Source organism: Phytopseudomonas flavescens (assembly GCF_900100535.1).
In the GTDB taxonomy this organism is placed as follows: domain Bacteria; phylum Pseudomonadota; class Gammaproteobacteria; order Pseudomonadales; family Pseudomonadaceae; genus Aquipseudomonas; species Aquipseudomonas flavescens.
In genome coordinates this window covers 68897-94736 of sequence record NZ_FNDG01000022.1, presented here as the reverse complement: position 1 = coordinate 94736, position 25840 = coordinate 68897, and the positions used below count along the sequence as shown (strand labels likewise).

Genomic DNA, 25840 nt, shown 5'->3' with positions numbered 1-25840 from the left:
CGTACTTCAGCCGGACTCCTTGGCAAAGTACGCGGCGGCCTTTTTTAGGATGTCTCGCTCTTCGGTCACTCGCTTGAGTTCAGCACGCAGACGACGCAGTTCGGCCTGCTGATCGTTCTCTTGCTGCCGCTTTTCCTGGGGCTTGCTGTAGCGCTTGATCCAGGCATACAGGCTGTGCACCGACATACCTAACCGCGCTGCCACTTCGGCTACAGGAAGGCCACGCTCGGTCACTTGCTTGACCGCTTCGATTTTGAATTCTTCGGGGTAACGCTGGTTGCTCATGGCACCTCCTAGTGGGCCTCATTATGAGGCTTGGAGGTGTCTACGAAACTAGGGGCGATTCAGTTTCCTGGGCGGCTGGCTGACCGATCGCCTGGGCCGCAAGACGATCTTTTTCGTCGGTCCGGTGTTGTTCATCGTCGGCTCGATTGCCCAGCTCTGGGTCGAATCGGCACTCGGCCTGTTCCTGCTGCGCTTCCTGATCGGCATGGGCGTGGGCATCGAGTACCCCGTCGCCACTTCGCTGCTGGTCGAGTTCCTCCCCAAGAAATACCGTGGCCCACGCTTGGCCACGCTGACCATCCTCTGGTTCGCTGGCGCCGCGTTCGCCTATGTGATTGGCAACCTGATTCTCGGCAGCGGTGGCGATGATGCCTGGCGCCTGGTACTGGCCAGTGCCGCGGTGATCGGTGCCCTGTTGTTCCTGGTGCGACTGGGCACCCCGGAATCGCCCCGCTGGTTACTCAGCAAAGGCCGCGATGCAGAAGCCGACGGCATTATCAAACAGGTATATGGCGCTGGCTTTTCCCTCGACAACCTCCCGGAACAACCGAAGGAAAAACGCGTATCGGTGTGGAACCTGCTGCATTCCGGATATGGCAAACGCATGCTCTTCGTGACCATGTTCTGGACCTGCTCGGTGATTCCCGTGTTCGCCGTTTATGCGTTCGCGCCCAAGGTGTTGCAGGCCCTCAACCTCAAAGGTGACTGGGCCTCCTACGGGTCGGTGGTGATCACCCTCCTGTTCGTGATCGGCTGCATCATCGCGACTCGCCTCATCAATACACTCGGCCGCCGCAGCATGCTGATCTACAGCTTCCTGCTCTCCGGTATCGCCCTGCTTGGCCTGGGCATGTTCCACGCGGCCTCCGAGTCGCTGGTTCTGCTGCTGTTCGGTGCCTATGCACTGTTCATTGGCGGCGCCCAGGTGCTGCAACTGGTGTACCCGAACGAGCTGTTCCCCACCGAGATTCGTGCCTGTGCCGTGGGCCTGGGCACCTCGTTGTCACGCATCGGTGCGGCCGTGGGCACCTACCTCGTCCCGTTGTCGCTCGATACGCTGGGTATCGGCCAGACCATGTATGCAGCCGCCATCGTCACCCTGGTTGGCCTGGCATTCGCCTGGGCGCTGGCCCCGGAAACCCGCTCGCTGAACCTGCAACAAGCCGCTTCGCTGTCCTAAACCACCCGCCGCGCCGGTCATCCAGAATCAGGCGCGGCACAAACAAGCTGAATCCACAGGAGAACGCACCGTGACATTTGAAGGCATCTATACACCGGCAATCACCCCGTTGACCGCTGATGGGCAGATCGATTCCTCGGCATTCGCTGACGTGCTCGAGTACCTGATCGAGTCCAAGGTTCACGGCATCATCGTCGGTGGCTCCACCGGCGAGTATTACGCGCATTCTGCCCAGGAACGCTTCGACCTCGCGGCCAAGGCCAAGGATGTGATCAACGGCCGCCTGCCGCTGATCGTGGGAACCGGCGCCATCCGTACCGAAGACTCGGTGGCATTCGCCAAGGCGGCCAAGGAAATCAAGGCAGATGCGCTGCTGGTCGGCACTCCGCCTTACGCGCTGCCGACCCAGCAGGAAATCATCACTCACGTCAACGCGGTGGACAGTGCCGCCGGCCTGCCGATCATGCTCTACAACTATCCGGGCCGCATGGGCGTGGCCATGGGTGAGGAGGTGTTTTCTGCCCTGGCTGGAAACCAGAACGTCGTCGCCATCAAGGAAAGCACTGGAGATGCCGCCAGCCTTCACCTGCTGGCCAGCAAATACCCGAAGATCGCCCTGTCCTGCGGCTGGGACGACCAGGCCCTGGAATTCTTCGCATGGGGCGCACGCAGCTGGGTCTGCGCCGGCTCCAACTTCATTCCCAAAGAGCATGTTGCCCTGTACCAGGCTTGCGTCGTCGAGAACGACTTCGTCAAGGGCCGCCGGATCATGACCGAACTGCTGCCGCTGATGGATTTCCTGGAAACCGGCAAGTTCGTGCAATCAATCAAGTACGGCAGTGAAGTCGCCGGCTTGAAAACGGGCGGTGTGCGTGCCCCGCTGCAGTCGCTCACTGGCGAAGAAAAGCAGACCCTGAAAGAGATCATCACGGTACTCAAGCGCAACGTCGCAACAATCACCGAGGGCGTGTGAAATGGCTGAATTGCTGAGCAAAGAGCAATACGCGGCAATCGCCGCGAAACTCAACCTGCCGACCCAAGCGTTTATCGACGGCGCGTTCCGCGACTCCGTCTCGGGCAAGACCTTCACCACCACCAACCCGGCAACCGGCAAACTGCTGGCCAACATCGCCGCCGGCGACAGCCACGACGTCGACCTGGCAGTGGCCGGCGCCCAGAAAGCCTTCAACGATGGCCGCTGGAGCAAGCTTTCCCCAGGCGCGCGTAAAGGTATCCTGCTGCGTTTCGCGCAACTGCTCGAAGACAACGCCCACGAACTGGCCGTGATCGAAAGCCTGGACAGCGGCAAGCCGATCCAGGAATGCCAGAACGTCGACGTGCCGGAAACCATTCACACCCTGCGGTGGCATGCCGAACTGATCGACAAGATCTACGACAACACCGCACCGACAGGCTCGGGTGCCGTAGCCATGGTGGTGCGCGAAGCCATCGGCGTGGTCGGCCTGGTGCTGCCCTGGAACTTCCCGCTGCTGATGCTGGCCTGGAAGATCGCCCCTTCCCTGGCCGCCGGTTGCTCCATCGTGGTCAAACCCGCGAAAGAAACCACCTTGAGCGCGCTGCGCGTGGCAGAACTGGCCCACGAAGCGGGCATCCCCGCTGGCGTGTTCAACGTGGTGCCGGGTGGTGGTCGCGAAGTCGGCGAACCGATTGGCCGCCACCCGGACATCTCGGCGGTCAGCTTCACCGGCTCAACCGACACCGGTCGCCTGTTCCTCAAGTACGCCGCCGAATCGAACATCAAGCGCGTCGTGCTGGAACTGGGTGGCAAGAACCCGGCCGTGGTGATGAACGACGTCGAGGATATCGACAGCGTCGCGCAGTACCTGGTGGCCGGTGCATTCTGGAACATGGGCGAGAACTGCTCGGCCTCGTCGCGACTGATCGTGCACAGCGAGGTCAAGGACGCGCTGCTCGAACGCATGAAGGTGCATATCCGCGACTGGAAGCTGGGGGATCCTCTGGATCCAGCCAATCGCCTGGGCGCCATGGTCAGCAAAGCGCATTTCGAGAAGGTCCGTTCCTACCTGGAATACGCGGTCGAGCATCAGCTCAAGGTCGTCGAGGGGGGCAATGCCCGCGAAGGCGTGTTCATCGAGCCAACCATCGTCGACGACGTGGCCCCTGACAGCCGGCTGTTCAAGGAAGAGATTTTCGGGCCGGTGCTGAGCGTCACCACCTTCACCGACATCGACGAGGCCATCAGCCTGGCCAACGATACCGTGTATGGCCTGGCGGCTTCCGCCTACACCAGCAACCTGCGTAATGCCCTGCGCCTGTCCCGGGAGATTCGCGCCGGCATCGTGACCGTCAACTGTTTTGGCGAGGGTGACGCCTCGACGCCGTTCGGAGGCTATAAAGAGTCGGGATTCGGCGGTCGTGACAAGTCGCAATGGGCGCATGATCAGTACACCGAACTCAAGACCATCTGGATCGACGCTTCCTGATTATCGCGACACCCCTGCTCCACCCATCTCACAAGTAGAAGTGCCACCACCGTGACCCTGTCGCGGTGGCAGGCACCTGGATCCCTCCATGGCGCTGGCGAGCTGCAGCCCTGCACATCACGCAGCGGGGCCGCGGTGCAGCCGCTCCATCGATGGATTCCAAGAAATCGGCGAGCTGCAGCATCGCTCAAGGAAGAGCACCTCAATGCTGCCGCGCCGACGGCCCCGGCTCTAACCGGTCGCCGCCTTCACCCAGAAAGATCCGTTACACCCAGTGCGCACATCACCGGAGAGTGGTTGCGTTCGCCTATTTCTTTGAGATGACTGCCATGTTCGCTTCCGATATCTCGGGCTCCACGCCCGTTCCCGCTCACCGCAATGCCCTCGTCGCGGCTCACATCGCCGCGGTCCTGTTCGGCCTCACCGGCATCCTCGGTGCCTTGATCGAGGCCAACGCCACTGCCATCACTTTCGGCCGGGCCGCGTTTGCGATTCTCGCGCTGGGTGCGGTCTCACAATTGCAGCGAAGACCGGTGCTGCGTGCCATGAACTGGAAGAAGTTCGGCATGCTCGCCGTCACCGGTGCCCTGCTGACCTCCCACTGGGTGAGCTTCTTCATCGCAGTCAAGGTAGGCGGCGTGGCTATCGCGACGTTGGGCTTCGCCAGTTTTCCGGCATTCATCGCAGCCCTGGATCTGCTGGTCTTTCGTGAACGTATCAGCCTTGGTGAAGGGCTGTTGATACTGCTGGTCACGCTTGGACTGATTCTCGTTGTCCCCTCCTTCGACCTCGCCGATCAGGGCACCCTGGGCCTACTCTGGGGCCTGGCCTCAGGCTTGTCCTTCGCCCTGCTGGCCATCACCAACCGGCGTTACATTCGCGGCATGGATGCGATGCAGGTGGCGTTCTGGCAGAACCTCACAGTGGCGATCCTGGTCGCACCGTTCGCGTTGCACAGCCTGGGCTTTCAAGGTCTGAGCACCGCGGACTGGATCTACCTGGCAGTACTCGGGGTATTCTGCACCGGCCTTTCCCAGTACCTGTTCGTCAAGAGCCTGGATACCCTCGAAGCGCGTAGCGCAGGCATGATCATTGCGCTGGAGCCCGTCTATGCCATCGCGTGCGCCTGGGTGCTGTTCGGCGAACAGCCATCGGTGCGGATGCTACTGGGAGCCGGCCTGATCATCCTCGCCACGGTTCTTTCGGCACGCGGCAAGCTGGTCGAGTCATCCGCCCATTAAACAGGTGGTGCCCGCTTCACAAAACGAGAGTCCCGCACCTGCGTGACAGGAAAAGCCTGCCCGGCAACCCGCCGGGCAAGCCCATCAGCCAAATCGATGATCGCCATGCATGGTACGCATTCGAATGGCGGGCAAAATCCAGATAGCCTCACTCTCGACTGCATTACTCATGACAGCGATAGCGAGGAATCGATGAGCCAATCCACCTATGCACCCCCCAAAGTCTGGCAGCACCTCGAGGCTTCCGGTGGCCAGTTCTCCAAGATCAATCGGCCCGTGGCCGGGGCGACCCATGAGAAGGCGCTGCCGGTCGGCAACCATCCGCTGCAGCTCTATTCACTCGCCACGCCCAATGGCGTGAAGGTGACCATCCTGCTCGAGGAGCTGCTCGCCCTGGGCCACGGCGGCGCCGAATACGACGCCTGGCTGATCCGCATTGGCGAAGGCGACCAGTTCTCCAGCGGCTTCGTCGGGGTCAATCCCAACTCGAAGATTCCGGCACTGATCGACCAGAGTAGCGATACCCCCATCCGCGTGTTCGAGTCCGGGTCGATCCTGCTCTACCTGGCGGAAAAATTCGGCGAATTCCTGCCGAAGGATCCGACCGGCCGTACCGAAACCCTCAACTGGCTATTCTGGCAAATGGGCTCGGCGCCCTACCTGGGCGGGGGCTTCGGGCACTTCTACGCCTATGCACCGGAGAAGTTCGAGTACGCGATCAACCGCTTCACCATGGAAGCCAAACGCCAGCTGGACGTACTGAACCAACGACTCGCCGAACATCGCTACCTGGCGGGCGACGCCTATACCATCGCCGATATCGCCGTGTGGCCCTGGTACGGCGAACTGGTGAGGAACAACGTGTATTCGGCTGCCGAGTTCCTCGCCGTTCATGAATACCCTCACGTTCTGCGCTGGGCCGATGAAATCGCCAAACGCCAAGCCGTCCAGCGCGGCAAACGCGTCAACCGCACCTGGGGCAACGAAGCGCAGCAAGTGCCCGAGCGGCACCGGGCCTCTGACCTGGACTAGGCCTGAGGTAGGCCCCGTTGCAGGCGGAGGGCGCTTCTGAGCGGGCGCACGTGTTTCAACCGGCGCGCCAAGCTCCAGCCGGATATATGCGAGTAGAAACGAAAAAGCCCCGAATACCTTTCAGCATCGGGGCTTTGTTCGATATGGCGGGAAGATAGGGATTTGAACCCGTTTTTGAGCGGTTTCAGTGCGTCACAGTGCGTGCCAATGTGTGATTTTGCTGGGGCTCAGCGTGTCGATTCGTGGCTATTCGGCACAGTGTTTTCGACACTTTTTCGACATTATTAGTCCTAGCCTGCTTTTGATCCTTGCTCGACGCTACTATCGCTACTCGGCTTCGGGGATGACTTCTTTCTATAAGAACGCTTCATCACCGTGTCACCTGAAGAGTATGTCCAATATACAAAATCCTCGGTTTCCTCGATCCCTAAAACAGAATCACCACTACTTATAAGAACCACCAAACTTGCAGTGAAATCTCCCGACTTATACTCTATAGGAGGTTCTTTCATAAGGCGCTCAAACCTCAGCAAGCCCGTATAATATGACAGACACAGTGCAAATCCGAGTAGAACGAACCCCATCCTTGGCACTAAATTCGCTCTATACTTTGGCCTGCGTAAAATCTTAATTGGGATTTTCGATACTCTCACCACCATAACATCCATCTTTAACAGCGCGGCAACCACCAAAACCACCATTGCCAAGACAGGCACCGTGCTAAAGGCAAAATCAGAAGGAGTAACATACGTTAGAAACACCATCCCAACAGTTGAAAAGATAGTTAGCACCCAATAATAAGCACTTTCTTCCTCTGAGCGGCCTTTATAGTCAACAACATACTTCTTAAGCCAACTAAATTTATTCTCCTTCTTGCCTGTCCCGCTAGCAATCGTAGATATCGAAATGATAAATTGCGACGTTACAAAGCCTAAAACTCTCGAAATTGAATAACAGAAAGCAATATAAAAAACAGATAACTTGCTAAACGCTGGAAACATATCTACTGCGGCGGCTGAAATAACCCAAATAGGAAAGCCGGCAATAAACCCTGCATAGTGCGTAATAGATAAAGCGAAGAATACAAGCGCAAACTTAACGCACAACATCAAGAACTGCTGTTCTTTTAATTTTTCATAAGTAACTTTCATAGCTGTTACAGTGGTCATAACCTATCCCATCGGGCTGAAGCTGCTAGCCGCAACGCAGTAGCGCTCCCTTAGCTTGTCGCTTCTATCTTTTCGATCATTATCATAGCGAGCGCGCCATGTCCGGCATTCGTCGTGATAATGCTGTTTGGCAGCCTTGCGGCATTCGCGGTAATCGATTGATCCGCGCTTATGGTTTGCGCAAACGGTGGTGCCGTCTATGTGATTGTTGACGGATATCCATTCGGCCAGATAGTTGGTGCCGCCATTCCAGCTTTTGATCCACCTGGAAGTACGCTCACGCTGCACAGTGCGTTGCTGCTGCCTTGGTCGCTCTGCTGAAGCAATCTGTTGTACTGCCGGGGCTGGTGCTGCTTTGTATGTATTTACAGGCTGCTTCGGCGCGTAGTTGTTATCGTTGAACACTGTTTGCCGTTCATGAGTTTCCTGGGCGCGTTGGCGTGACCATTCTTCAAGCTCGCGGTTGGCTTGTATGGTCTGTTGGACTTGGTTGGATCTGATCCAGTCTTGATCGTTGCCTTGTAGCGCTTCACTAGGTGGTTGCTGAGGCTGTGTAGGCTGCTGACTGAATATGGGTTCACCGCCAAAGCGTATAGCCTGCTTTAGCTGAGCCACGTCGATCACGATGGGTTTTGCAAATACTGTAACCAAGCCCCAAAAGATTGCAGAGCCAACACCCAGGATTGCTAGCGTACGCCATGGGCCTTTTTTCTTGCGTGGTTTTAGGTATTTAGGAATATCATCCTTGTCAGCTTTCATCACTAATCCTTGTGCTCATGAATAAATCTGTCTCCTTTTACATGTATCCTTTAGCCTGCCCACCAGAAACCATACATCGGCCTCTGGCTAAAATTACAGTTTACTAAGTCTGTTTATAAAAGCTTGAAACATTCCCCACCCAAGAATCTTGCCCAAACTTTGAACACATGTGTTTGTACAGCAATCGATCTATAGCCCTGACAAGATCCTGAACATCCTTGATCCTCTTTATAACATCGCCCGAAGTTACTCCCGGCATCTTACCGGTGTGCGCCAACCCGCTTCTAAGGCTACCTAATGAAACCAACGCCGTCTCAGAGTTTCTCCGCATCGCCTTATCAAGACACTTAAATAGATTCTCAATACCTACTCGCTTGAAAACCTTATTAAGATTTTCTTTTGAGGGATATTTATACGTTGTATAGATATCTACGCCTTGAAGAGAATAAAGTTCTCTAGATCCGTCCACAAGCGTCCCTGCATGTCCATTCAGAGAGTTAATCACATCTTTGAAAGCATCATTCTCAGCATTAAAGCCGACCTGCATTCCTACTATTTTTGATTTATTCAACTTATGCAAAAACAGATGCGCCCTTAATTCATCCGGGAGCTGATCGCCTTTTTTTGCGACTGACCTTATCCCCTTAGCAACACTGGAAAAAAGGTCGCTAACATAATTCTCAAGAGCCGCATGCGCCAAGAAGATAGCAGCACCTAAGATGTACTCAACTTCTTCCGGAGCTAATTCTTTTCTTTTAGTTCCCTTCACTCTTCCCAGTACAACTGAGTACTCTTCCGCCAGCGTGGCTAGAGCAATACTTCTAACATACGGCATAATTAAGGCTTCCCAAATGCCTCAGTCACAGCTCTTATCCTATATTTGACTTGATTTTCATCGCTTGTGGCGACGCTAATAGAGCGTCTGAATTTCTCATCATCAACAATCAATTCCGCTAGTATGGCTTGCCCTGCTCGCCTATCTGCCTGTATCCCTCCAGACAAACCAGCTTGGTAAAAGCCCACCATTAGCGCATCATAAACTGCGGCATTAAAACTACTTTCTACATTAAGTTTTTTATCAAACACTTTAAATGCCAGTTCACCTAGACAAACACGAACCATTTCTAGAGTTTCACAGAAAGACTTAAGCAAGGAATCTTTTCTCTTCAAGCTCAGCTTTCTGTTCTTGTCAGAGTAATCATTTATAAAGCTCGCCAATGGCTTCTTATAAGCATTAAACCCCTCGCTAAGCGCCCAAAACCGGAGCACCAATTCTTCTGCCTTCATTCTCTTGTCATTTTTGATTTCTAAGTCGGAAAGGAACCCTGACTCTTTAACTGTCTTTGTAGCCAAAGACATTAAATCACCAAAGTAAAGCCCATGCCTTAGCTCTTGCGGTGTAAGTTTTGTCGCACCTGAATTAAGACGTTCAAAAACGTCAAACTTCACTTGAGGGTGCGTGTCTTTCAAAATAACTATACAGCGCAAAGTCCGATTCTGGATGTGGCGTTGGAATCTAGGATCAAGTTCGTGAAACCTGCTGCCTTCCAGCTCAGGATAAGCTGTCAGACCTTTTAGCGGAAACTCGTTATTTATATACCTACGCAAACTTGTTAAGCGTTGATTTCCATCAATGACAGATAAGGTCTCATTAGTCTCTTGATTTAAATAAATTACAGGAATCGGACACTGTATAATGAGGGACTCAACTAGACGAGAGGCTTGCGCATCACTCCAAACATATCTACGCTGGAATTTCGGTACAAATATCGAACCATCAATAGTTTTCTCAACTATCGTCTCAACAGTAAAGTCGTATGTATCCGTATGCAGCTTTCGCAACTCTGGCGGAATAGAAAGAACTCCGTCAGCGAAGCTTTCTTGCTCGCTCACTTCAGGAAATAAAACATCTGCCAGTTGAGATACAGTCTTTTTGCTTGCCATTTGACTCTCCAATTAACCTAATCGGGCGAACCAGCGCTTAGTTACTTCCGTTGTAATCGCTATCCCGCGTTTTGATTGGGCAAGTTTCGGTTGGCCTCTTCGTATTCGGGGCTGACTTGTCCTTTGTCCGGCATGACCTCCCCAGTCATGAGCCACCAGCGGTACTGCGGATACATCCTCCCCAGATGCTCCACTTCTTCGGCACCAATGCGAGCCCTTCCCCGCTTGATGCTCTGCCAACGTACATAGTCCTTGCTGTTCACCTCTGCCAGCTCTTTGAGGCTGGTTGCGCTCAGCAATTGATGCACTCTATCGGCCATACCATGAGCCATTAATAAATACCATTTATGGATTATTGCCATAACTCACCTCTATGGATATTATCCATATGGACTGTATCCATGAAGCAAGTTCACTGCTTCGAATATTGACACGAATAGGCACGGAACGACATGGGACTGGAACAGCTGGACGCCAACAAGCTGATAGCGCCGCAACAGGACGTTGAAACCGTCGAATCGTGGGCGGATCGCAACGGGCTTACCTACGACACAGCCCGCGCCTGGGCAATGCGTGGGGTGATCCCCACCGTAAAGCTCGGCAAACGCCGCATGGTCAACAGCGCCATGCTCCGCCAATGGTTGCTCGAGCAGCAGTGGATGGCATGAAAACTCGCCATGCCGTCGAGGCGTGCACGACCCAACAGGCAACGCCGTTGGCAGGGTGTGCATACCGCCCGGCTCTGCTGGTGTGCTTTACCTGGCGTGGCCGCACCCTTTGCTGCCTGCACGGCCAGTGGCACCCGAGCGTGCTCGCATTCCGTTGCGTTGCCATGGTGTGAGGCCAGATAAATGAGCCGTGCAAAGGTACCCGCATCGTCCGCACGGGCTGGACTGCGATTGATCTGCCTGCAGTGCCGCAAGACCGGGGTTTATCAGCCTGTCGCCACACTGCGGCCAAGGCCGCCTCGCACGCTGCCTCCCGGTCATAGGCCAAACGCGCTTGGTGAGCGGGCACGGGCTGCACCTGAGCAGTACCTGCCGTTGGGTCTCGGCCTCTACCTGTCCCCCGACGCTGCGCCCGATACCAGCAACGGCCAGCCAACCGAACACCCCGAGCCCAAGCACCCGAGAGGCTGACCCATGATCCGTTACCTGTTCATCGCTGCTCTTGCCTTCGCAGGTGGTTACGTCTGTGGCACCGCTGATGGGTTCACCTATGCCATGCGCGTTCTGTCAGGGCCGGGTCAGTTGTCCGCGCACTGAAGCACGTCGACCGACCTTATGGACGACACCATTCGCCAGCACCAGCAAGCCAAGGCACACGATGAATTCGTTCAGCGCAAAGTGGCTGCTGCCAGAGCCTCGGTCGAAGCTCGCCGTGGCCGATCCTGTGAAGATGTAGAAGCCGCATTCGCTACACGCCGTGCCAGGGGCCCTAGGCCACGAACGGACTCGCTATAAGAATTACCGGCTCGTCTATAACACTGAAGTGACGTGGTTGGATTCTTGCTCGAAGGCATTCGCCAGGACATCAGCCGCAGCGGAGCTGAGCAGCAAGCCGGGATGCCTTTCGACAATCGGTATGCCCTGAAAAGCAAAAGCCCCCGAAACTCTATGAATTTCAGGGGCTTAGGCTTTAGATATGGCGGGAAGATAGGGATTTGAACCCTAGGTACCATCGCTGATACAACGGATTTCGAATCCGTCCCGTTCGGCCACTCCGGCATCTTCCCAGGCGGCGCGCATGATATCAGCAGAAATCGCTTTGGCGAAGCCCATCGGGCGATTTTTTTCGCCTGCTTTCAATTGCTTGCCTCACTCGACCAGCCAACGAGCGACACCACCCCGCCTCAGGGCGTGATTGCAGCGCCTCGCGGGGCGCTGCAGCCTTGATCATCGGGGGCTCAGCCCCCATCCACCCTCGGTCAGCCAGCATTCGTGGTGATCCACTCGGCGGATACTCCCTTGGCACGCAAGCAAATACTGTACATTTGAACAGTGCTTTTTACCTCTTCCGATTGTCATGCCTTCAACCGTAGCCCTCGATCATCTATTCAATGAACGCCGTATCTGGCGTGGCCAGGGCGTCATCGCGCCCGGCGCTCACCAGCCAACCGGCAACCTTGCACTGGATACGGCGCTGCCCGGGGGTGGCTGGCCGGAAGCGGCGTTGAGTGAGTTGCTGGTCGCAGCACCGGGGGTTGGCGAGCTGCGCTTGCTGTTGTCGACACTGGCGCGTTTGAGTACTGCCGGTGAACGGGTGGTGCTGGTCGCCCCGCCCTACCAGCCCTACCCCAGTGCCTGGCTGGCGGCAGGCGTGGAGATGCAGCAGTTGACGCTGATCCAGGCATCTGCCCGGGAGGCCTTGTGGGCGGCCGAGCAGTGCCTGCGCTCGGGCAGTTGCGGTGCGGTGGTGCTCTGGCCGCAGCGCGCCGATGATCGGGCCTTGCGCCGCCTGCAGATCGCAGCGGAAACCGGGCAGACCCTGGCTTTCGCCTACCGTCCGTTGCATGAGGCTCAGAATCCTTCGCCCGCGGCCTTGCGTCTGACCATAGAAGCGCAACCGGCTCAGGTGCGCGTGCTCAAGTGCCGGGGTGGACAGCCACCGGCGTGCGCATTTCCGCTGAGCACCTGGGGTCGATGACATGCGCTGGGCCTGCATTCTGCTGCCGCAACTGGCCATGGACGGGGTATTGCGTGGCCGCGAAGACGCCGACACGCCGCTGGTGCTGCTCAGCGGCCCAGCGCAACGGCGGTTGTTGCAGGCGGTCACCCCAGCGGCCCGGGCGCTTGGCCTGCGCCCGGGGCAGACGCTGACGGCTGCGCAAGCGCTGAACTGCGCGTTCGCCAGCGCCGAGTACGATCCGGCGGATATCGAGCGCTGGCGCGCTTTTCTCGCCGCCTGGGCCTACGGTTTCAGCTCCCAGGTCAGCCTGCACTACCCACGCTGCCTGCTGCTGGAGGTGCAATCCAGCCTGGCCCTGTTCGGCCCCTGGCCACGCTTCGAGGCGCGCCTGCGTGAGGAACTGACGGCGCTGGGCTTTCGGCATCGGATCACCCTGGCACACAACCCGGCCGCAGCGCGCATGCTGGCCAACCTCCACGATGGCCTGGCGGTGACGGACGAACAGGCCCTGCGCCAGCAACTGGCGGCCATGCCGCTGGATCGCATCGGCCTGCCCGTCGAGCAGGTCACGGCCCTGACGCGCATGGGCCTGCGCCAGGTCCGTCAATTACAGGCGCTGCCCCGTGACAGCCTGGCGCGGCGCTTTCCTGCCGAGTTGCTGAGCCGCCTCGATACCCTGCTGGGCGTGCGCCCACTGGCGCTGGACTATTACCGGCCGCCGGATGTGTTCGACACGCGCCTGGAGCTGCACGTCGAAGCGGAATCGACCCAGGCCCTGCTGTTTGCGCTGCGTCGCCTGACCGCTGACCTGGCCGCCTACCTGACGGGCCGGGACTGCGGCGTGCAGCGTTTCGTGCTGCACCTGGAACACCGCGAGGGTGATGCCAGCCTGCTGCCGGTGGGCCTGCTCAGTGCAGAACGGGAAGCGGCGATGCTGCTGGAGTTCACCCGTGGCCGCCTGGAGCAGCTGCAACTGCCGTCGCCGGTGCTGGCGATCAGGCTGGTGGCCAATGACCTGCCGGTTTTCGTGCCGCACCACCAGGCACTGTTCGACGAGCGCCCGCAACAGACCCTGGGCTGGGAGCAGTTGCGCGAACGCCTGCGGGCACGCCTGGGTGACGATGCCGTGCAAGGGCTGAGCGCCCATGCCGATCATCGCCCCGAGAAGGCCTGGCGCCCGCAGGCCATGAGCAACACTGTTACCGGACCATGCGCGGCCCGGCCCAGCTGGTTGCTGCCGGAACCTCAGGCGCTGCAGGGAGCCGGGCTGCGCGTTCTCAGCGGCCCCGAGCGCATCGAATCCGGCTGGTGGGATGGCGAGGACGTGCGCCGCGACTATTACCTGATAGAAACCCGCAACGGTCAGTGCGGCTGGGCCTTCCGTACGGTTGGCGAAGACGGCCCGCTGCAGTTGCACGGCTGGTTCGCATGAGCCGGGTGGATTACGCCGAGCTGCACTGCCTGTCGAACTTCAGTTTCCAGCGCGGTGCCTCCAGCGCCGACGAGCTGTTCGAGCGTGCCCGGCTGCTCGGCTACCGCGCCCTGGCGATTACCGACGAATGCACCCTGGCCGGCATCGTGCGCGCCTGGCAGGCCGCGAAGAAGCATGAGGTGGCGCTGATCGTTGGCAGCGAGATGACGCTGGAAAACGGAGCCCGGCTGATCCTCCTGGCCGAGAACCTGAGCGGCTACCAGGCGCTGTGCGGGCTTATCACCCGGGCCCGTCGGCGTGCGGAGAAAGGCCGCTACCGGCTGCTGGACGAGGATTTTCCAGCGACGCCGGAGGGCTTGCTGGCCATCTGGCTACCGCGCCTTGGTGACGACGCCACGGCCGGCGCCTGGTTGCAGGCACGTTTTCCCGAAAGCCTGTGGCTGGGCGTGGCGTTGCACCGCGGCGCCGATGACCGCGCGCACCTGCAGCATGGCTTGAGCCTGGCCGGGCAACTGGGTATCGCCGCGGTCGCCTGCGGTGACGTGCACATGCACGCCCGTGGTCGCCGCGCCTTGCAAGACTGCATGACCGCGATCCGTCACCATTTGCCGGTGGCCGAAGCTGGCGCCCACCTGTTCGCCAACGGCGAGCGGCACCTGCGCCGCCGCGAGGAACTGGCCGAGCTGTATCCGCCCCGCTTGCTGGCGGAAACCCTGCGTATCGCCGAGCGCTGCCGGTTCGATCTGGGCGAACTCGAGTATCAGTATCCCCATGAACTGGTACCCGCCGGCCATGACGCCAGCTCCTGGTTACGCAAGCTGGTCGAGGATGGCATCCGTTGGCGTTGGGGCACCAGCATCACCGAAACGGCGCGGGCGCAGATCGAAAAAGAGCTCACGCTGATCGGTGCGCTGCGCTATGAGAGCTATTTCCTCACCGTGCACGATATCGTCCGCTTCGCCCGCGACCAGTCGATTCTCTGCCAGGGCCGGGGCTCGGCCGCCAACTCGTCGGTGTGCTTCACGCTGGGCATCACCGAGCTGAACCCGATGGCCAGCGGCAACCATCTGCTTTTCGAACGGTTCCTGTCCGCCGAACGCAACGAGCCGCCGGATATCGACGTGGACTTCGAGCATGACCGACGCGAGGAAGTCATCCAGTACGTGTTCCGCCGCTATGGCCGCGACCGGGCGGCGCTCACCGCGGTGGTCAGTACCTATCACGGTGCCGGGGCGATTCGCGACGTGGCCAAGGCCCTTGGGTTGCCGCCAGATCAGATCAACGCCCTGGCCGCCTGCTGTGGCCGCTGGAGCGACCGTATCCCCGATGCCGAACGCCTGCGCGAAGCCGGCTTCGACCCACAGAGCCCGGTGCTGAACCGCGTGCTGGTACTGGCTGGCGCGCTGATCGGCTTTCCCCGCCACCTTTCCCAGCACCCGGGCGGTTTCGTGATATCCGAATATCCGCTGGACACCCTGGTGCCGGTGGAGAACGCCAGCATGGCCGAACGTACGGTGATCCAGTGGGACAAGGACGACCTCGATGCCATCGGCCTGCTCAAGGTCGACGTGCTCGCCCTGGGCATGCTCAGCGCCCTGCGCCGTTGCTTCGACCTGCTGGCCGACTACCGCGGCACACGCTGGACGCTGGCCACGCTGCCCCAGGAGGACCAGGCCACCTACGCGATGGTCAGCCGTGCGGACACCCTGGGCGTGTTCCAGATCGAATCCCGCGCGCAGATGGCCATGCTGCCACGCCTGAGACCCGCGACCTTCTACGACCTGGTGATCCAGGTGGCCATCGTGCGGCCAGGGCCGATTCAGGGCGACATGGTGCATCCCTACCTGCGTCGGCGTAACAAGGAAGAGCCTGTGACCTATCCATCCGAGGAACTCAAGCCGGTGTTCGAGCGCACCCTGGGCGTGCCGCTGTTCCAGGAGCAGGTGATGGAACTGGCGATCATCGCTGCCGGTTACAGCGGTGGCGAGGCCGACGAACTTCGCCGTTCCATGGCTGCCTGGAAACGCCACGGTGGCCTGGAGCCGCACCGCCAGCGGCTGACCGAACGCATGCTCGAGAAGGCCTATCCGCTCGAATACATCAACCGCATCTTCGAGCAGATCAAGGGCTTCGGCAGCTACGGCTTTCCCGAATCCCACGCGGCCAGCTTCGCCTTGCTCACCTATGCCAGTTGCTGGCTCAAATGCCATGAACCGGCGGCCTTCGCCTGTGCGCTGATCAACAGCTGGCCGATGGGCTTCTACAACCCCGACCAGGTGTTGCAGGACGCCCGCCGCCACGGCTTGCGCATCCACCCGGTGGACGTGCGCTACAGCCAGTGGGATTGCACCCTGGAGGCCGTCGGCAGAACGCAACCGGCGCTCCGCCTCGGCCTGCGCCTGGTGAAGGGGTTTCGCGAGGACGCTGCGCTGCGCCTGGCCGCCGCCCGCGACTGCGCGCCATTCAGCGACGTGGCCGACCTGTGCCAGCGCGCCCGCCTGGACAACAACGCGCGTGCTCGACTGGCCGATGCCGGCGCCCTGCAGGCACTGGTCGGCCATCGCCATCAGGCGCGCTGGGCCATCGCCGGTGTCGAGCCGCAGTTGCCGCTGTTCGCCAGCCTGCCGGCACAGAGGGAAGCCGCCATCGAGCTGCCGCGCCCCAGCGTTGGCGAAAACCTGCTGACCGACTACGCGACGCTGGGCACCACCCTCGGCCCGCACCCGCTGTCGCTGCTGCGCAGCAAGCTCAGGGCGGCCCGCTGCCGCAGCCGGCGCGAACTGCAGCAGGTAGAGCCCGGGCGCCTGGTCAGCGTGGCCGGCCTGGTGATCGGCCGCCAGCGCCCGCAGACCGCCAGCGGCGTGACCTTCGTCACCCTGGAAGACGAGTTCGGCATGATCAACGTGCTGGTGCGCCTGGAACTGGCCGAGCGCCAGCGCAAGACGCTGCTGCAGGCCCGCTTGCTGCGCATCGATGGCCATCTGGAGGCCGCCAATGGCGTACGGCATGTGATTGCCGGGCGGCTGGTCGACCTGACCGACTGGCTACTGGGGCTGGATGTGCGCAGTCGGGATTTTCACTGAGGAACTGGACGGTGAATGGGACTGGTGGGCTGAAGCCCACCGGCTGGATGTGCGTAGCCATGCAGGGTGGATACCCAATTGGCGCTTGCGAGGTATCGGGTAAGGCGGTATCTACCGGTGCAGTGCTGTATGGGCGGGGCGGCGATCCGCTACAGGTCACCCATTACCGCAGGGCTATGGCTCACAGCTCCAGACGCATACCGATATGCGCAATGTCATCTTCCAGGTATTCGTCGGTTACCGCGACGAAACCGTAGCGTCCGTAGTAGCCCTGCAGATGCGCCTGAGCGGACATATACACGCAAGCGCCCGGCCAGCGACCGCTGCAGGCCTGCAGCGCCTGCTCCAGCAGGCCATGCCCCAGGCCGGTGCCACGGGCGCGGGCGGCGGTTACCACCCGGCCGATCACCACGTCGCCATCATTGAGCGCCGGGTCGAGCAGGCGCAGATAAGCCACCAGTTCGTCGCCCTGCCAGCCCAGCAGGTGGCAGGTATCGCCCTCCAGGTCGCGACCATCGACCTCGAGGTACGGGCAGTTCTGCTCGACCACGAAGACCTGCGTACGCAGCGCCAAAGCCGCATACAGCTCGTTCTTGCTCAACTCGCGATGGGGTTTGAGGTGCCAGGTGACGGACATGATCGGCTCGCTGCAATGGACTGGAGGACAGCGGCGACTCTAAGCCTATTTGGCCGTCGGGAAAACAACGCGACGGGCTACGCTCTACTTTTCGATGACCTGTCCACGCAGAACCGCCAGGCGCGCCAACAGGCGGTTCTGGGTCGTCGTTGGCACCCCTTCGCTGTCCATCGCCGCCTGCAGATCCTCGACCAGGGCATTGAAATGACTGGGCGTCAGTTGCTGGCCCTTGTGGCTTTCTTCGAGGCTGTAGCCGCTGTAGACACAGGGCCCGCCTGCGATCACGCAGAACTTGTCGACCAGTTTGTCGCGCAGACCGGCAATGTCCACCCTGACGAAAAACTGCACGATGCGCGGATCGTCTGCCACGTTGAGCAGCATGCCCTCGACGATGCGGGTAATGCCCGGCTTCTCGCCCAACTGGTGGTACAGGCTGTCATCCTTGGCCGGCTGCTGTGCGCAACCGACCAGCAACAGCAGCGACAGGGCCGCCACGCAGAACCAACGCAGCATGCTCAGAAACTCCCCTGCACGGACAGATAGGTACCGTTCTGGTTATCCAGGGTGGCGATCTCCCCCAGCCTTGCGTAGGCCAGCACCACGGCCAGGCGCTTGTTGGGGAAGTAGGCGACGAACAGATCCGCCCAGTCGCTTTCCCCGGCGAAGCTGAGGTTGTCCGGCTTCTCCCTGTACTCCACGCCCACTGCCCACTGCCGGTCGAGCAGCACCGCCACGGAGCCTTCCTTGAGCAGCGAACGGCGGTCGCGACGATCGCCGCCGAAGCCCAGCAGGCCCAGCTCGTTGGCGCGGCTGTAGCGCACACCACCGTTGAGCAGCAGGTTGTAGCCGAAGGCGCCGCCAAGAATCAGCCGGCTGGCGGTCAGGTAGCCTTCGGTGTCTTCGTCACGCTGGGCACCGACCAGGCTGGGGATGAGAAAGTCTTTCTGGCGCTTGTGCGCAATGCCCAGCGATACCTGGGGTAGCTGGTCATAAATCAGATCGCCGAACAGCCGCACCTTTATACCGAAGATGTCCTGGCTGAGGCTGTTCTCCGGCAGGCTCAGGTCCCGCGCCAGGTTGCCCAGATCGAAGCGCTGGCGCGCGTAGGAAAGTTCGATTCGGTTGTCGTAGGCGGCCGCCACACCGGCCACGTCCAGACGGTAGTCAGCGGTTTGCACCCGCGTGGCGAATACGTCCGCCCCCCACTCGCCCTGCTCGCCATAACCGGCCAGCACCGCCCAGGGCGTGATGCCACCCCCGGCAGCACCTTCCAGGCTACTGGCTCCCCCGGTGGCCAGCAGCCGTCCTTCACCGGCGACGGTCGCCGTACTGATGACGCCAAGTAGCAGTAGACCGGTCAGGTGCGCGAAGGACATGTTCAATACACCAGGGAAACGGGAGAGATTGATGGCCGTTGCATCCAGTCTTCGAAAGCCTGGGCTGCCAGTGGCCGGCTGATCAGGTAGCCCTGCACGCTATCGCACTGCCAACGTTCGAGTAGATCCAGACTGCGCTGCAGTTCGACGCCTTCGGCCACCACCTTGATACCGAGGCTGTGGCTCATCTCGATGGTCGAACGCACGATCACCGCATCTTCGCTGGTGTCGTGCAGATCGCGGATAAAGCTCTGGTCGATCTTCAGTTCCTGTACCGGCATGCGCTTTAGCTGCGCCAAAGAAGAATAGCCGGTGCCGAAGTCATCAACCGACAGGCCGATACCCTTGTCACGCAAGCCGTGCAATACCTGCAAGGCCACCGCTGGGTTGAGCATCACGCCGCTCTCGGTAATTTCGAAGATCAGTTGTGAACCTGGGATCTGATAATGCGCCAGCAGGCGGCCCACCCGCGTGGGCAGTTCGGCATCCACCAGATCCTCCGTGGAAATGTTAAGCGAGAGTTGCACCACCAGCCCACGCTGGAGCCACTCCTGCAACTGGCGGATACCCTCTTCGATCACCCAGGCGGTCAGGATCTGGATACTGCCGGTGCGCTCCGCCAGCGGAATGAACTCACCCGGGGAAACCATGCCGAATTGCGGGTGCAGCCAGCGCAGCAGCCCCTCGGCCTGGATTCTTCCCGGGTTGCGAATATCCAGCTTGGGTTGGTAATGCAGCAGCAGTTCGTCCTGATGAGCGGCGCGGCGCAGGTCGCGGATCAGTTGCACCTGGCGCTGCTGGGCAACATCGCGGCCACTTTCATAAAGCTGAATGCGCCCCGCCAGGTGCCCGGCGTCCTGCATGGCGATGGCGGCACGGCGCAGCAACTCTTCCGGGGTAGAGCCATCGGCGGGATAGGCGGCTATACCGATGCGGCAATCCAGAGCGATGTCCAGATTATCGACCCGAAAGGGCTTCATGGAGAGTTGCTGAACCCGGTCGGCGGTAGCCACCGCCCCCTCCATGTCACTCCCCTCGAGGAGCAGCACGAATTCGTCGCCGACCATCCGCGCCAGGCTGTCGGCCGGACGCAGCGCCGCCTTCAGGCGATTGGCCAGTTGCTGCATGACCCGGTCGGCACCACCCGCTTCGCAGCTCTCGCTGACCGTACGGAAGTTGCCGATGCCCAGGTAAAGCAAAGCCATGTGTCGCTGCGCGGTGATGGCACTGCCCAGCCGCTCGAGCGCCAGGTTGCGATTGGGCAGCCCGGTCAGGGGATCGTGCAATGCGTTGTGTGCCAGTTGCCGCTCACGCTCGGCGACCCCCTGCTGCATGCGTTGAAACGCCTTGGCCAGGCTGCCCAGTTCATCCGCACGGTCGAGCGCCAGTGGCACGTCGTAGTCACCTCGGCCAATTCGCTCTGCGGCACCAGCCAGACGACGGATCGGTCGCGACAGGCTGCGTGCCAGCAACAGCGCCCCCACCAGGGAGGCCAGCAAGGCGGCGGCGGCGATGAAGAAGATTTTCCGATTGAGCGCCGCGATCGAACCGCTGGCCTGCTCCAGTGAACGCTGCAGCAATGCCTGCACGTGGAAGTCGTCGCCACTGGCGAGTACCAGGCGTTGGACCAGAAACAGCTCACCGGCGTGCAGCACCTCACCGCTATCCCCCGCGAGTGCGATCATCGGCATGTCGTCGAGCGTGCTGACGCGCACCTCGGGTTGCCCTTGCATACTGCCGAGCAGGGTCACTTCAAGGTGGGTCAACTGATTCAGTTCACGGGCAAAGCCCTTGTCGATGGCAAAGCCCATCACCAACCGGGCGATCGGCAACGGTGCGCTGACGGTCGCCTGTACCAGCAGGTAGATGCTGCCGTCGAAAGGCATCAGCACGCTCTGCCCCTGGCGGCTCAGCTGGGCGTTGATCTGCTCGGCGCGGGGCGCGGGCAAGGGGGCCTGGGTGCTGGCGGTCAACTTGCCATCCATGTCGAACATCATCACCACCCCGGCATTGAGGCGTGCGCCATGGTTGAGCAGCGCCGAGCGTATGGTTGCCTGGTCGCCGCTGGCCACCGCCTCGCGGAAACCGAAATCGGTGGTCAGCACCTGTACCGCGTCCCTGAGTTGTCGCGAATGAACGTCGAGCAACTGTCCGAAGACCCCGGTACCGACATCCAGTTGCTCGCGGGCCTGGGTGCGAATCGAAGCGTTGGTCGCGGCCTGCACGGCAAAATACAGGGCACCGATCACCACCAGCAGGAGCAGGATCAGAACGCTGGCGATGCGCGCCTGGAAACTAGTGCGAACCATGTTCCACGGCTTTCCTGAAGGCGTCTCCGAAGGCGCTCGGCGGAGCACCAGGCGGTTCGCTTTCGCTTGGCGCGACGATGGGCAACTGGAAGCGCTGCTGCTGGCTGCCGGCTGCAACCCTCAGCATACCGCCCTGTTGCGCCAGCATGTCCGGCAGGGCGGCGTGCCACAGGGTGACCCGATAGTCGCCAACCGGCAGGTTGTCGATGGAGACCTTGCCCTGGGCATCACTGACGGCGAACCAGGGGTCATCGGTGATGTAGACGTAACCGACCATCCAGTCGTGGATGTTGCAGCCCAGGACCACCAGCCCGGGTTTGTCGAACACGATCGGTGCACTGGGCGTGCCTTGGTACAGGCGCAGCTCGAAACGCTTGGGTGCCGAGAACGAATAGACGTGGTGGCGGATATCGTCGCGGTTCGGGAACGTCACCGCGGTGCCGGTACGTACGGCCAGCACGCTGGGTACGAAGCGCATGCCCTGCTGGTCGATCACGGCCTTGCCCGGCGCAGCCACGTCAGCTGCCGGTCCCTGCAAGGTGACCACCGCGTTGGCCAGCGGTGCACCCTTGGCGTCCAGCAGCTCACCTTGCAGGCTGGCAGCCTGGGCAACGGCGAGTGAACCGAATAACGACAGGTACACGGCGAGAAGAAAGCGTTTGCTCATATGAAATTCGTCCAGGACACGCCATCCTCCGTTCGGGCCGTGACACGCGCCGCTCCGACAATGTGGAAGGGCTGCCGGGAAGATTAGTCGCCTGGCTGAATAAGTTCACGCTTTTATCCATGGCCACACAAGCAAAAGGCCATCACCCATGGCGTGACGGATGAACGACCACCGGCCGCAGCCACCAGGCTCTATTCGCTGCCGCGCATCCGCTTCGGCGTCAGCCCGAGGTAACGGCGCATGGCGGTGGTCAAGGCGCTCTGGCTGCAGAAACCACATTCTTCGGCGATACGCACCAGCGTCAGTCCACTGCCGCGCAACAGCCGGGTGGCATGGTCGAGACGCGCCTTGAGCAGGTATTGATGAGGGGTGAGGCCAACGCTGTCCTTGAACTGGGCGTGGAAATGGCTGGGGCTGAGGCAGGCGACGTGAGCCAGCTCGGCGACACTGATGCGGCGCGCCAGGTTGGCGGCGATATAGCCGTCCAGACGCTGCACGTCCAGGGCGCCCTGGACACGCCCCGCCTGTTCGCCAAACACCCGCAGATGCAGCGCGCGCAACAGCACGCCACCCAAGGAACGGGCCAGCAGCGGGTCACTGCCATAGCGCTCGAGCTCGGCGCCCGCATAGCTGAGCAAATGCTGGAAGTCGGCGTCCAACTGCGGGTAGCGCGGTGTGTCGAATAGATGACCGAGCAGTTGCAGGTCTTCACTGCTGATGTCCTGTTCGTTGAGGTCGACGATCAGCATGCGGTTGTCGCCGATGCCGGCGAACTGATGATCGGCATCGCCCGGCACCAGGCAGGCGCGCATCCGGCAAACCTCGCCGCCACGCCCCACCACCTCGAACTCGGCACGTCCGGACACCGACATCACCAGTTGGTGGTGGTCATGGGTGTGTTCGTGGGCCTGGTCGTCCAGACGCATGAGACGGGCATTGAGCATGATTCGCAACTCGATGGGCGAAGCGCGCACTCTACCGCGTTGCACGGAAAAACTGTACGGGCCATGACCGGCGGGAGGCGCGGCTCTGCGCAAGCGCGCCCGGCAGCCATGGCACACGCCTGGCAGGCGCGCGAACGGCCGGCGGGCAACGAATAAATATTGAAAAAAGCCGGCGGCGCCCCATCTAACACTCAACGTGAAATGACAGGTGCCGCATGAACGAGACGCAAGATATCGAGATCGCTTCGGAGCAGACCAGCCACAGCCTGATGCTGCCCGGCCAGAACCTGCCGGACAAACTCTATGTGATTCCGATCCACAATCGGCCGTTCTTCCCGGCACAGGTACTACCGGTGATCGTCAACGAGGAGCACTGGGCGGAAACCCTGGAGCTGGTCAGCAAGACCGAACACCGTACCCTGGCCTTGTTCTACGTCGACCAGCCGGTCACCGATCCACGCCATTTCGACACCTCCAGCCTGCCGGAGCACGGCACCGTGGTGCGCATCCACCATGTCAGCAATGACGACGGCAAGGTGCAGTTCGTCGCCCAGGGCCTGACCCGCGTACGCATCCGCGGCTGGCTCAAGCACCATCGGCCGCCTTACCTGGCCGAGGTCGACTACCCGCGCAACGCCAATGACTCACGCGATGAGGTCAAGGCCTACGGTATGGCGCTGATCAACGTGATCAAGGAGCTGCTACCGCTCAACCCGCTGTACAACGAAGAACTGAAGAATTACCTGAACCGCTTCAGCCCCAACGACCCGTCACCGCTGACCGACTTCGCTGCGGCGCTGACCACTGCGCAATCGAAGGTTCTGCAAGAAGTGCTGGATACCGTGCCGATCCTCAAGCGCATGGAAAAAGTCCTGCCGCTGCTGCGCAAGGAAGTGGAGGTGGCACGCCTGCAGCATGAACTCTCCGCAGAAGTGAATCGCTCGGTGGGCGAGCACCAGCGCGAATTCTTCCTCAAGGAACAATTGAAGATCATCCAGCGGGAGCTTGGCATCACCAAGGATGACCGTAGCGCCGACGCCGAACAGTTCAGCCAGCGCCTGGAAAGCAAGACCCTGCCCGATCAGGCGCGCAAACGCATCGACGACGAGATGAACAAGCTCTCGGTACTGGAGACCGGTTCGCCAGAGTACGCGGTCACGCGCAATTACCTGGACTGGGCCACCAGCGTGCCCTGGGGCGTGTTCGGCAAGGACAAGCTCGACCTCAAGCATGCCCGCAAGGTGCTCGACGACCACCATGCCGGCATGGACGATATCAAGGAGCGCATCACCGAATTCCTCGCCGTGGGCGCGTTCAAGGGCGAGATCGCCGGCTCCATCGTCCTGCTGGTCGGCCCACCGGGTGTGGGCAAGACCAGTATCGGCAAATCCATCGCCGAGTCCCTGGGCCGCCCTTTCTATCGTTTCTCGGTCGGCGGCATGCGCGATGAAGCGGAGATCAAGGGCCACCGCCGCACCTACATAGGCGCCCTGCCCGGCAAGCTGGTGCAGGCACTCAAGGATGTCGAGGTGATGAACCCGGTGATCATGCTCGACGAGATCGACAAGATGGGCAGCAGCTACCAGGGCGATCCGGCCTCGGCACTGCTGGAGACCCTCGACCCGGAACAGAACGTCGAATTCCTCGACCATTACCTGGACCTGCGCCTGGACCTGTCCAAGGTGCTGTTCGTGTGTACCGCCAACACCCTGGACTCGATTCCCGGCCCGCTGCTCGACCGCATGGAAGTGATTCGCCTGTCCGGCTATATCACCGAAGAAAAACTGGCCATCGCCAAGCGCCACCTGTGGCCCAAGCAACTCGACAAGGCAGGTGTGTCGAACAAGCAGCTATCGATCAGCGACAGCGCCCTGCGTGCCTTGATCGAGGGCTATGCCCGGGAAGCCGGCGTGAGGCAGCTGGAGAAACAGCTTGGCAAACTGGTGCGCAAGGCCGTGGTGAAGCTGCTCGACGCGCCCCACAGCACGGTCAAGATTGCCGCCAAGGATCTGGAACAGTACCTGGGCATGCCGGTGTTCCGCAGTGAGCAGGTGCTGTCTGGCGTCGGCGTGATCACTGGCCTGGCCTGGACCAGCATGGGCGGCGCCACGCTGCCGATCGAAGCGACACGCATCCACACCCTCAACCGGGGTTTCAAATTGACCGGCCAGCTTGGCGAGGTGATGAAGGAGTCGGCGGAAATCGCCTACAGCTACGTCAGCTCGAACCTGAAAGCCTACAAGGGTGATCCGACCTTCTTCGACCAGGCCTTCGTGCACCTGCACGTACCCGAGGGCGCCACCCCCAAGGACGGTCCGAGCGCTGGCGTCACCATCGCCAGCGCCCTGCTCTCACTGGCTCGCGACCAGGCGCCGAAAAAAGGCGTGGCCATGACGGGCGAGCTGACCCTTACCGGCCAGGTGCTTCCCATCGGCGGAGTCCGTGAAAAAGTCATCGCTGCGCGCCGGCAGAAGATCCATGAGCTGATCCTTCCGGAGGCCAATCGCGGCTCCTATCTGGAGCTGCCGGACTACCTCAAGGAAGGCATCACCGTGCATTTCGCCAAGCGCTTCAGCGATGTCGCCAAGGTGTTGTTCAACTGATCACGCCACGCACTTCACTGCAGGAGCCGGCTTGCCGGCGAGTCGATTTGCCCCACGACAGCGAGATGAATTGGCCATCGCGGTCG

At 60.5% G+C, this 25840-nt stretch carries 20 protein-coding genes, 1 tRNA gene and 2 pseudogenes; 10 read left to right on the top strand and 13 right to left on the bottom strand.

Features of this window, described 5'->3' with window-relative positions; all coding sequences use genetic code 11:
* Positions 1 to 285 (bottom strand): annotated as a pseudogene (locus BLR94_RS22725) (transposase); the annotation flags it as partial.
* Between the two features lie 64 nt (positions 286 to 349).
* On the opposite strand from BLR94_RS22725, the pseudogene BLR94_RS22720 reads away from it, so the two are divergent.
* The 5 genes and pseudogenes from BLR94_RS22720 to yghU form a co-directional block, all read left to right on the top strand.
* A pseudogene (locus BLR94_RS22720) lies at positions 350 to 1465 on the top strand (MFS transporter); the annotation flags it as partial.
* A gap of 70 nt (positions 1466 to 1535) precedes the next feature.
* Positions 1536 to 2438, top strand: a complete 903-nt coding sequence (locus tag BLR94_RS22715) for a dihydrodipicolinate synthase family protein (RefSeq protein WP_084308184.1) — start codon at positions 1536 to 1538, stop codon at positions 2436 to 2438.
* Between the two features lies 1 nt (position 2439).
* Entirely contained in the window at positions 2440 to 3930 is a 1491-nt protein-coding gene (locus BLR94_RS22710) for an aldehyde dehydrogenase (protein WP_084308183.1), read from the top strand.
* 329 nt (positions 3931 to 4259) lie between these two features.
* A complete protein-coding gene (locus tag BLR94_RS22705; protein ID WP_084308190.1) occupies positions 4260 to 5171 on the top strand; it encodes a DMT family transporter in 912 nt (303 codons plus the stop codon).
* Between the two features lie 192 nt (positions 5172 to 5363).
* The gene (gene yghU / locus BLR94_RS22700; RefSeq protein WP_084308182.1) at positions 5364 to 6203 is read left to right on the top strand and encodes a glutathione-dependent disulfide-bond oxidoreductase; all 840 of its coding nucleotides are present in this window, start codon (positions 5364 to 5366) and stop codon (positions 6201 to 6203) included.
* A gap of 290 nt (positions 6204 to 6493) precedes the next feature.
* On the opposite strand, the gene BLR94_RS27330 is transcribed toward yghU, so the two are convergent.
* From BLR94_RS27330 to BLR94_RS22685, 5 genes are all read right to left on the bottom strand, one after another.
* A complete protein-coding gene (locus BLR94_RS27330) occupies positions 6494 to 7372 on the bottom strand; it encodes a hypothetical protein (protein WP_139207493.1) in 879 nt (292 codons plus the stop codon).
* Between the two features lie 3 nt (positions 7373 to 7375).
* Positions 7376 to 8131: a hypothetical protein gene (locus BLR94_RS22695; RefSeq protein ID WP_084308181.1), complete on the bottom strand. Its 756-nt coding sequence runs from the start codon at positions 8129 to 8131 to the stop codon at positions 7376 to 7378.
* Positions 8132 to 8234: 103 nt separating this feature from the next.
* Complete coding sequence (locus tag BLR94_RS27325; protein WP_139207492.1) at positions 8235 to 8966, bottom strand: HEPN domain-containing protein; 732 nt, start codon at positions 8964 to 8966, stop codon at positions 8235 to 8237.
* A 2-nt stretch (positions 8967 to 8968) separates the two neighbouring features.
* Positions 8969 to 10075, bottom strand: a complete 1107-nt coding sequence (locus BLR94_RS22690; RefSeq protein ID WP_084308180.1) for a DUF262 domain-containing protein — start codon at positions 10073 to 10075, stop codon at positions 8969 to 8971.
* Between the two features lie 59 nt (positions 10076 to 10134).
* Entirely contained in the window at positions 10135 to 10437 is a 303-nt protein-coding gene (locus tag BLR94_RS22685; protein ID WP_244158249.1) for a DNA-binding protein, read from the bottom strand.
* Positions 10438 to 10527: 90 nt separating this feature from the next.
* Between BLR94_RS22685 and BLR94_RS22680 the strand changes: the two genes are divergently transcribed.
* Positions 10528 to 10743, top strand: coding sequence for a MerR family transcriptional regulator (locus tag BLR94_RS22680; RefSeq protein ID WP_084308179.1), 216 nt, complete (start codon positions 10528 to 10530; stop codon positions 10741 to 10743).
* Between the two features lie 977 nt (positions 10744 to 11720).
* Here BLR94_RS22680 and BLR94_RS22670 read toward each other — a convergent pair.
* A tRNA-Ser gene (locus BLR94_RS22670) sits at positions 11721 to 11810 on the bottom strand.
* A 290-nt stretch (positions 11811 to 12100) separates the two neighbouring features.
* Between BLR94_RS22670 and imuA the strand changes: the two genes are divergently transcribed.
* From imuA to BLR94_RS22655, 3 genes are read left to right on the top strand one after another with little or no spacing between them, the layout of a single operon-like run.
* Positions 12101 to 12721 carry a translesion DNA synthesis-associated protein ImuA gene (gene imuA / locus BLR94_RS22665; RefSeq protein ID WP_084308178.1) on the top strand — a complete coding sequence of 207 codons (621 nt, stop codon included), beginning with the start codon at positions 12101 to 12103 and terminating at the stop codon, positions 12719 to 12721.
* 1 nt (position 12722) lies between these two features.
* The gene (locus BLR94_RS22660) at positions 12723 to 14135 is read left to right on the top strand and encodes a Y-family DNA polymerase (protein ID WP_084308177.1); all 1413 of its coding nucleotides are present in this window, start codon (positions 12723 to 12725) and stop codon (positions 14133 to 14135) included.
* Positions 14132 to 17218 (top strand): error-prone DNA polymerase, encoded by a 3087-nt coding sequence (locus BLR94_RS22655; protein WP_084308176.1) that lies wholly within the window; start codon positions 14132 to 14134, stop codon positions 17216 to 17218. The genes BLR94_RS22660 and BLR94_RS22655 overlap by 4 nt, the downstream gene beginning before the upstream one ends.
* Positions 17219 to 17399: 181 nt before the next feature.
* On the opposite strand, the gene BLR94_RS22650 is transcribed toward BLR94_RS22655, so the two are convergent.
* The 6 genes from BLR94_RS22650 to BLR94_RS22625 all read right to left on the bottom strand — a co-directional run bounded on the left by BLR94_RS22650 (position 17400) and on the right by BLR94_RS22625 (position 23151).
* Complete coding sequence (locus tag BLR94_RS22650) at positions 17400 to 17855, bottom strand: GNAT family N-acetyltransferase (RefSeq protein WP_084308175.1); 456 nt, start codon at positions 17853 to 17855, stop codon at positions 17400 to 17402.
* An 84-nt stretch (positions 17856 to 17939) separates the two neighbouring features.
* Positions 17940 to 18368: a group I truncated hemoglobin gene (locus tag BLR94_RS22645; protein ID WP_084308174.1), complete on the bottom strand. Its 429-nt coding sequence runs from the start codon at positions 18366 to 18368 to the stop codon at positions 17940 to 17942.
* A gap of 2 nt (positions 18369 to 18370) precedes the next feature.
* A complete protein-coding gene (locus BLR94_RS22640; protein ID WP_084308173.1) occupies positions 18371 to 19231 on the bottom strand; it encodes a DUF3034 family protein in 861 nt (286 codons plus the stop codon).
* 2 nt (positions 19232 to 19233) lie between these two features.
* Entirely contained in the window at positions 19234 to 21540 is a 2307-nt protein-coding gene (locus BLR94_RS22635; RefSeq protein WP_084308172.1) for a putative bifunctional diguanylate cyclase/phosphodiesterase, read from the bottom strand.
* Entirely contained in the window at positions 21527 to 22207 is a 681-nt protein-coding gene (locus BLR94_RS22630; protein ID WP_084308171.1) for a methylamine utilization protein, read from the bottom strand. Before BLR94_RS22630 ends, BLR94_RS22635 begins: the two co-directional genes overlap by 14 nt.
* A gap of 191 nt (positions 22208 to 22398) precedes the next feature.
* Positions 22399 to 23151 carry an AraC family transcriptional regulator gene (locus tag BLR94_RS22625; RefSeq protein ID WP_084308170.1) on the bottom strand — a complete coding sequence of 251 codons (753 nt, stop codon included), beginning with the start codon at positions 23149 to 23151 and terminating at the stop codon, positions 22399 to 22401.
* Between the two features lie 215 nt (positions 23152 to 23366).
* Between BLR94_RS22625 and lon the strand changes: the two genes are divergently transcribed.
* Positions 23367 to 25754, top strand: a complete 2388-nt coding sequence (lon, locus tag BLR94_RS22620) for an endopeptidase La (RefSeq protein ID WP_084308169.1) — start codon at positions 23367 to 23369, stop codon at positions 25752 to 25754.
* The last annotated feature ends 86 nt before the right edge of the window (positions 25755 to 25840 follow it).

Bases quoted from the DNA above. Each gene is read 5' to 3' on its own strand.
- BLR94_RS22690 (WP_084308180.1), bottom strand. From the start codon at position 10,075: ATGGCAAGCAAAAAGACTGTATCTCAACTGGCAGATGTTTTATTTCCT.
- BLR94_RS27330 (WP_139207493.1), bottom strand. From the start codon at position 7,372: ATGACCACTGTAACAGCTATGAAAGTTACTTATGAAAAATTAAAAGAA.
- BLR94_RS22625 (WP_084308170.1), bottom strand. From the start codon at position 23,151: ATGCTCAATGCCCGTCTCATGCGTCTGGACGACCAGGCCCACGAACAC.
- BLR94_RS22650 (WP_084308175.1), bottom strand. From the start codon at position 17,855: ATGTCCGTCACCTGGCACCTCAAACCCCATCGCGAGTTGAGCAAGAAC.
- BLR94_RS27325 (WP_139207492.1), bottom strand. From the start codon at position 8,966: ATGCCGTATGTTAGAAGTATTGCTCTAGCCACGCTGGCGGAAGAGTAC.
- lon (WP_084308169.1), top strand. From the start codon at position 23,367: ATGAACGAGACGCAAGATATCGAGATCGCTTCGGAGCAGACCAGCCAC.
- BLR94_RS22655 (WP_084308176.1), top strand. From the start codon at position 14,132: ATGAGCCGGGTGGATTACGCCGAGCTGCACTGCCTGTCGAACTTCAGT.
- BLR94_RS22685 (WP_244158249.1), bottom strand. From the start codon at position 10,437: ATGGCAATAATCCATAAATGGTATTTATTAATGGCTCATGGTATGGCC.
- BLR94_RS22695 (WP_084308181.1), bottom strand. From the start codon at position 8,131: ATGAAAGCTGACAAGGATGATATTCCTAAATACCTAAAACCACGCAAG.
- yghU (WP_084308182.1), top strand. From the start codon at position 5,364: ATGAGCCAATCCACCTATGCACCCCCCAAAGTCTGGCAGCACCTCGAG.
- BLR94_RS22645 (WP_084308174.1), bottom strand. From the start codon at position 18,368: ATGCTGCGTTGGTTCTGCGTGGCGGCCCTGTCGCTGCTGTTGCTGGTC.
- BLR94_RS22680 (WP_084308179.1), top strand. From the start codon at position 10,528: ATGGGACTGGAACAGCTGGACGCCAACAAGCTGATAGCGCCGCAACAG.
- BLR94_RS22710 (WP_084308183.1), top strand. From the start codon at position 2,440: ATGGCTGAATTGCTGAGCAAAGAGCAATACGCGGCAATCGCCGCGAAA.
- BLR94_RS22635 (WP_084308172.1), bottom strand. From the start codon at position 21,540: ATGGTTCGCACTAGTTTCCAGGCGCGCATCGCCAGCGTTCTGATCCTG.
- BLR94_RS22660 (WP_084308177.1), top strand. From the start codon at position 12,723: ATGCGCTGGGCCTGCATTCTGCTGCCGCAACTGGCCATGGACGGGGTA.
- BLR94_RS22640 (WP_084308173.1), bottom strand. From the start codon at position 19,231: ATGTCCTTCGCGCACCTGACCGGTCTACTGCTACTTGGCGTCATCAGT.
- imuA (WP_084308178.1), top strand. From the start codon at position 12,101: ATGCCTTCAACCGTAGCCCTCGATCATCTATTCAATGAACGCCGTATC.
- BLR94_RS22705 (WP_084308190.1), top strand. From the start codon at position 4,260: ATGTTCGCTTCCGATATCTCGGGCTCCACGCCCGTTCCCGCTCACCGC.
- BLR94_RS22630 (WP_084308171.1), bottom strand. From the start codon at position 22,207: ATGAGCAAACGCTTTCTTCTCGCCGTGTACCTGTCGTTATTCGGTTCA.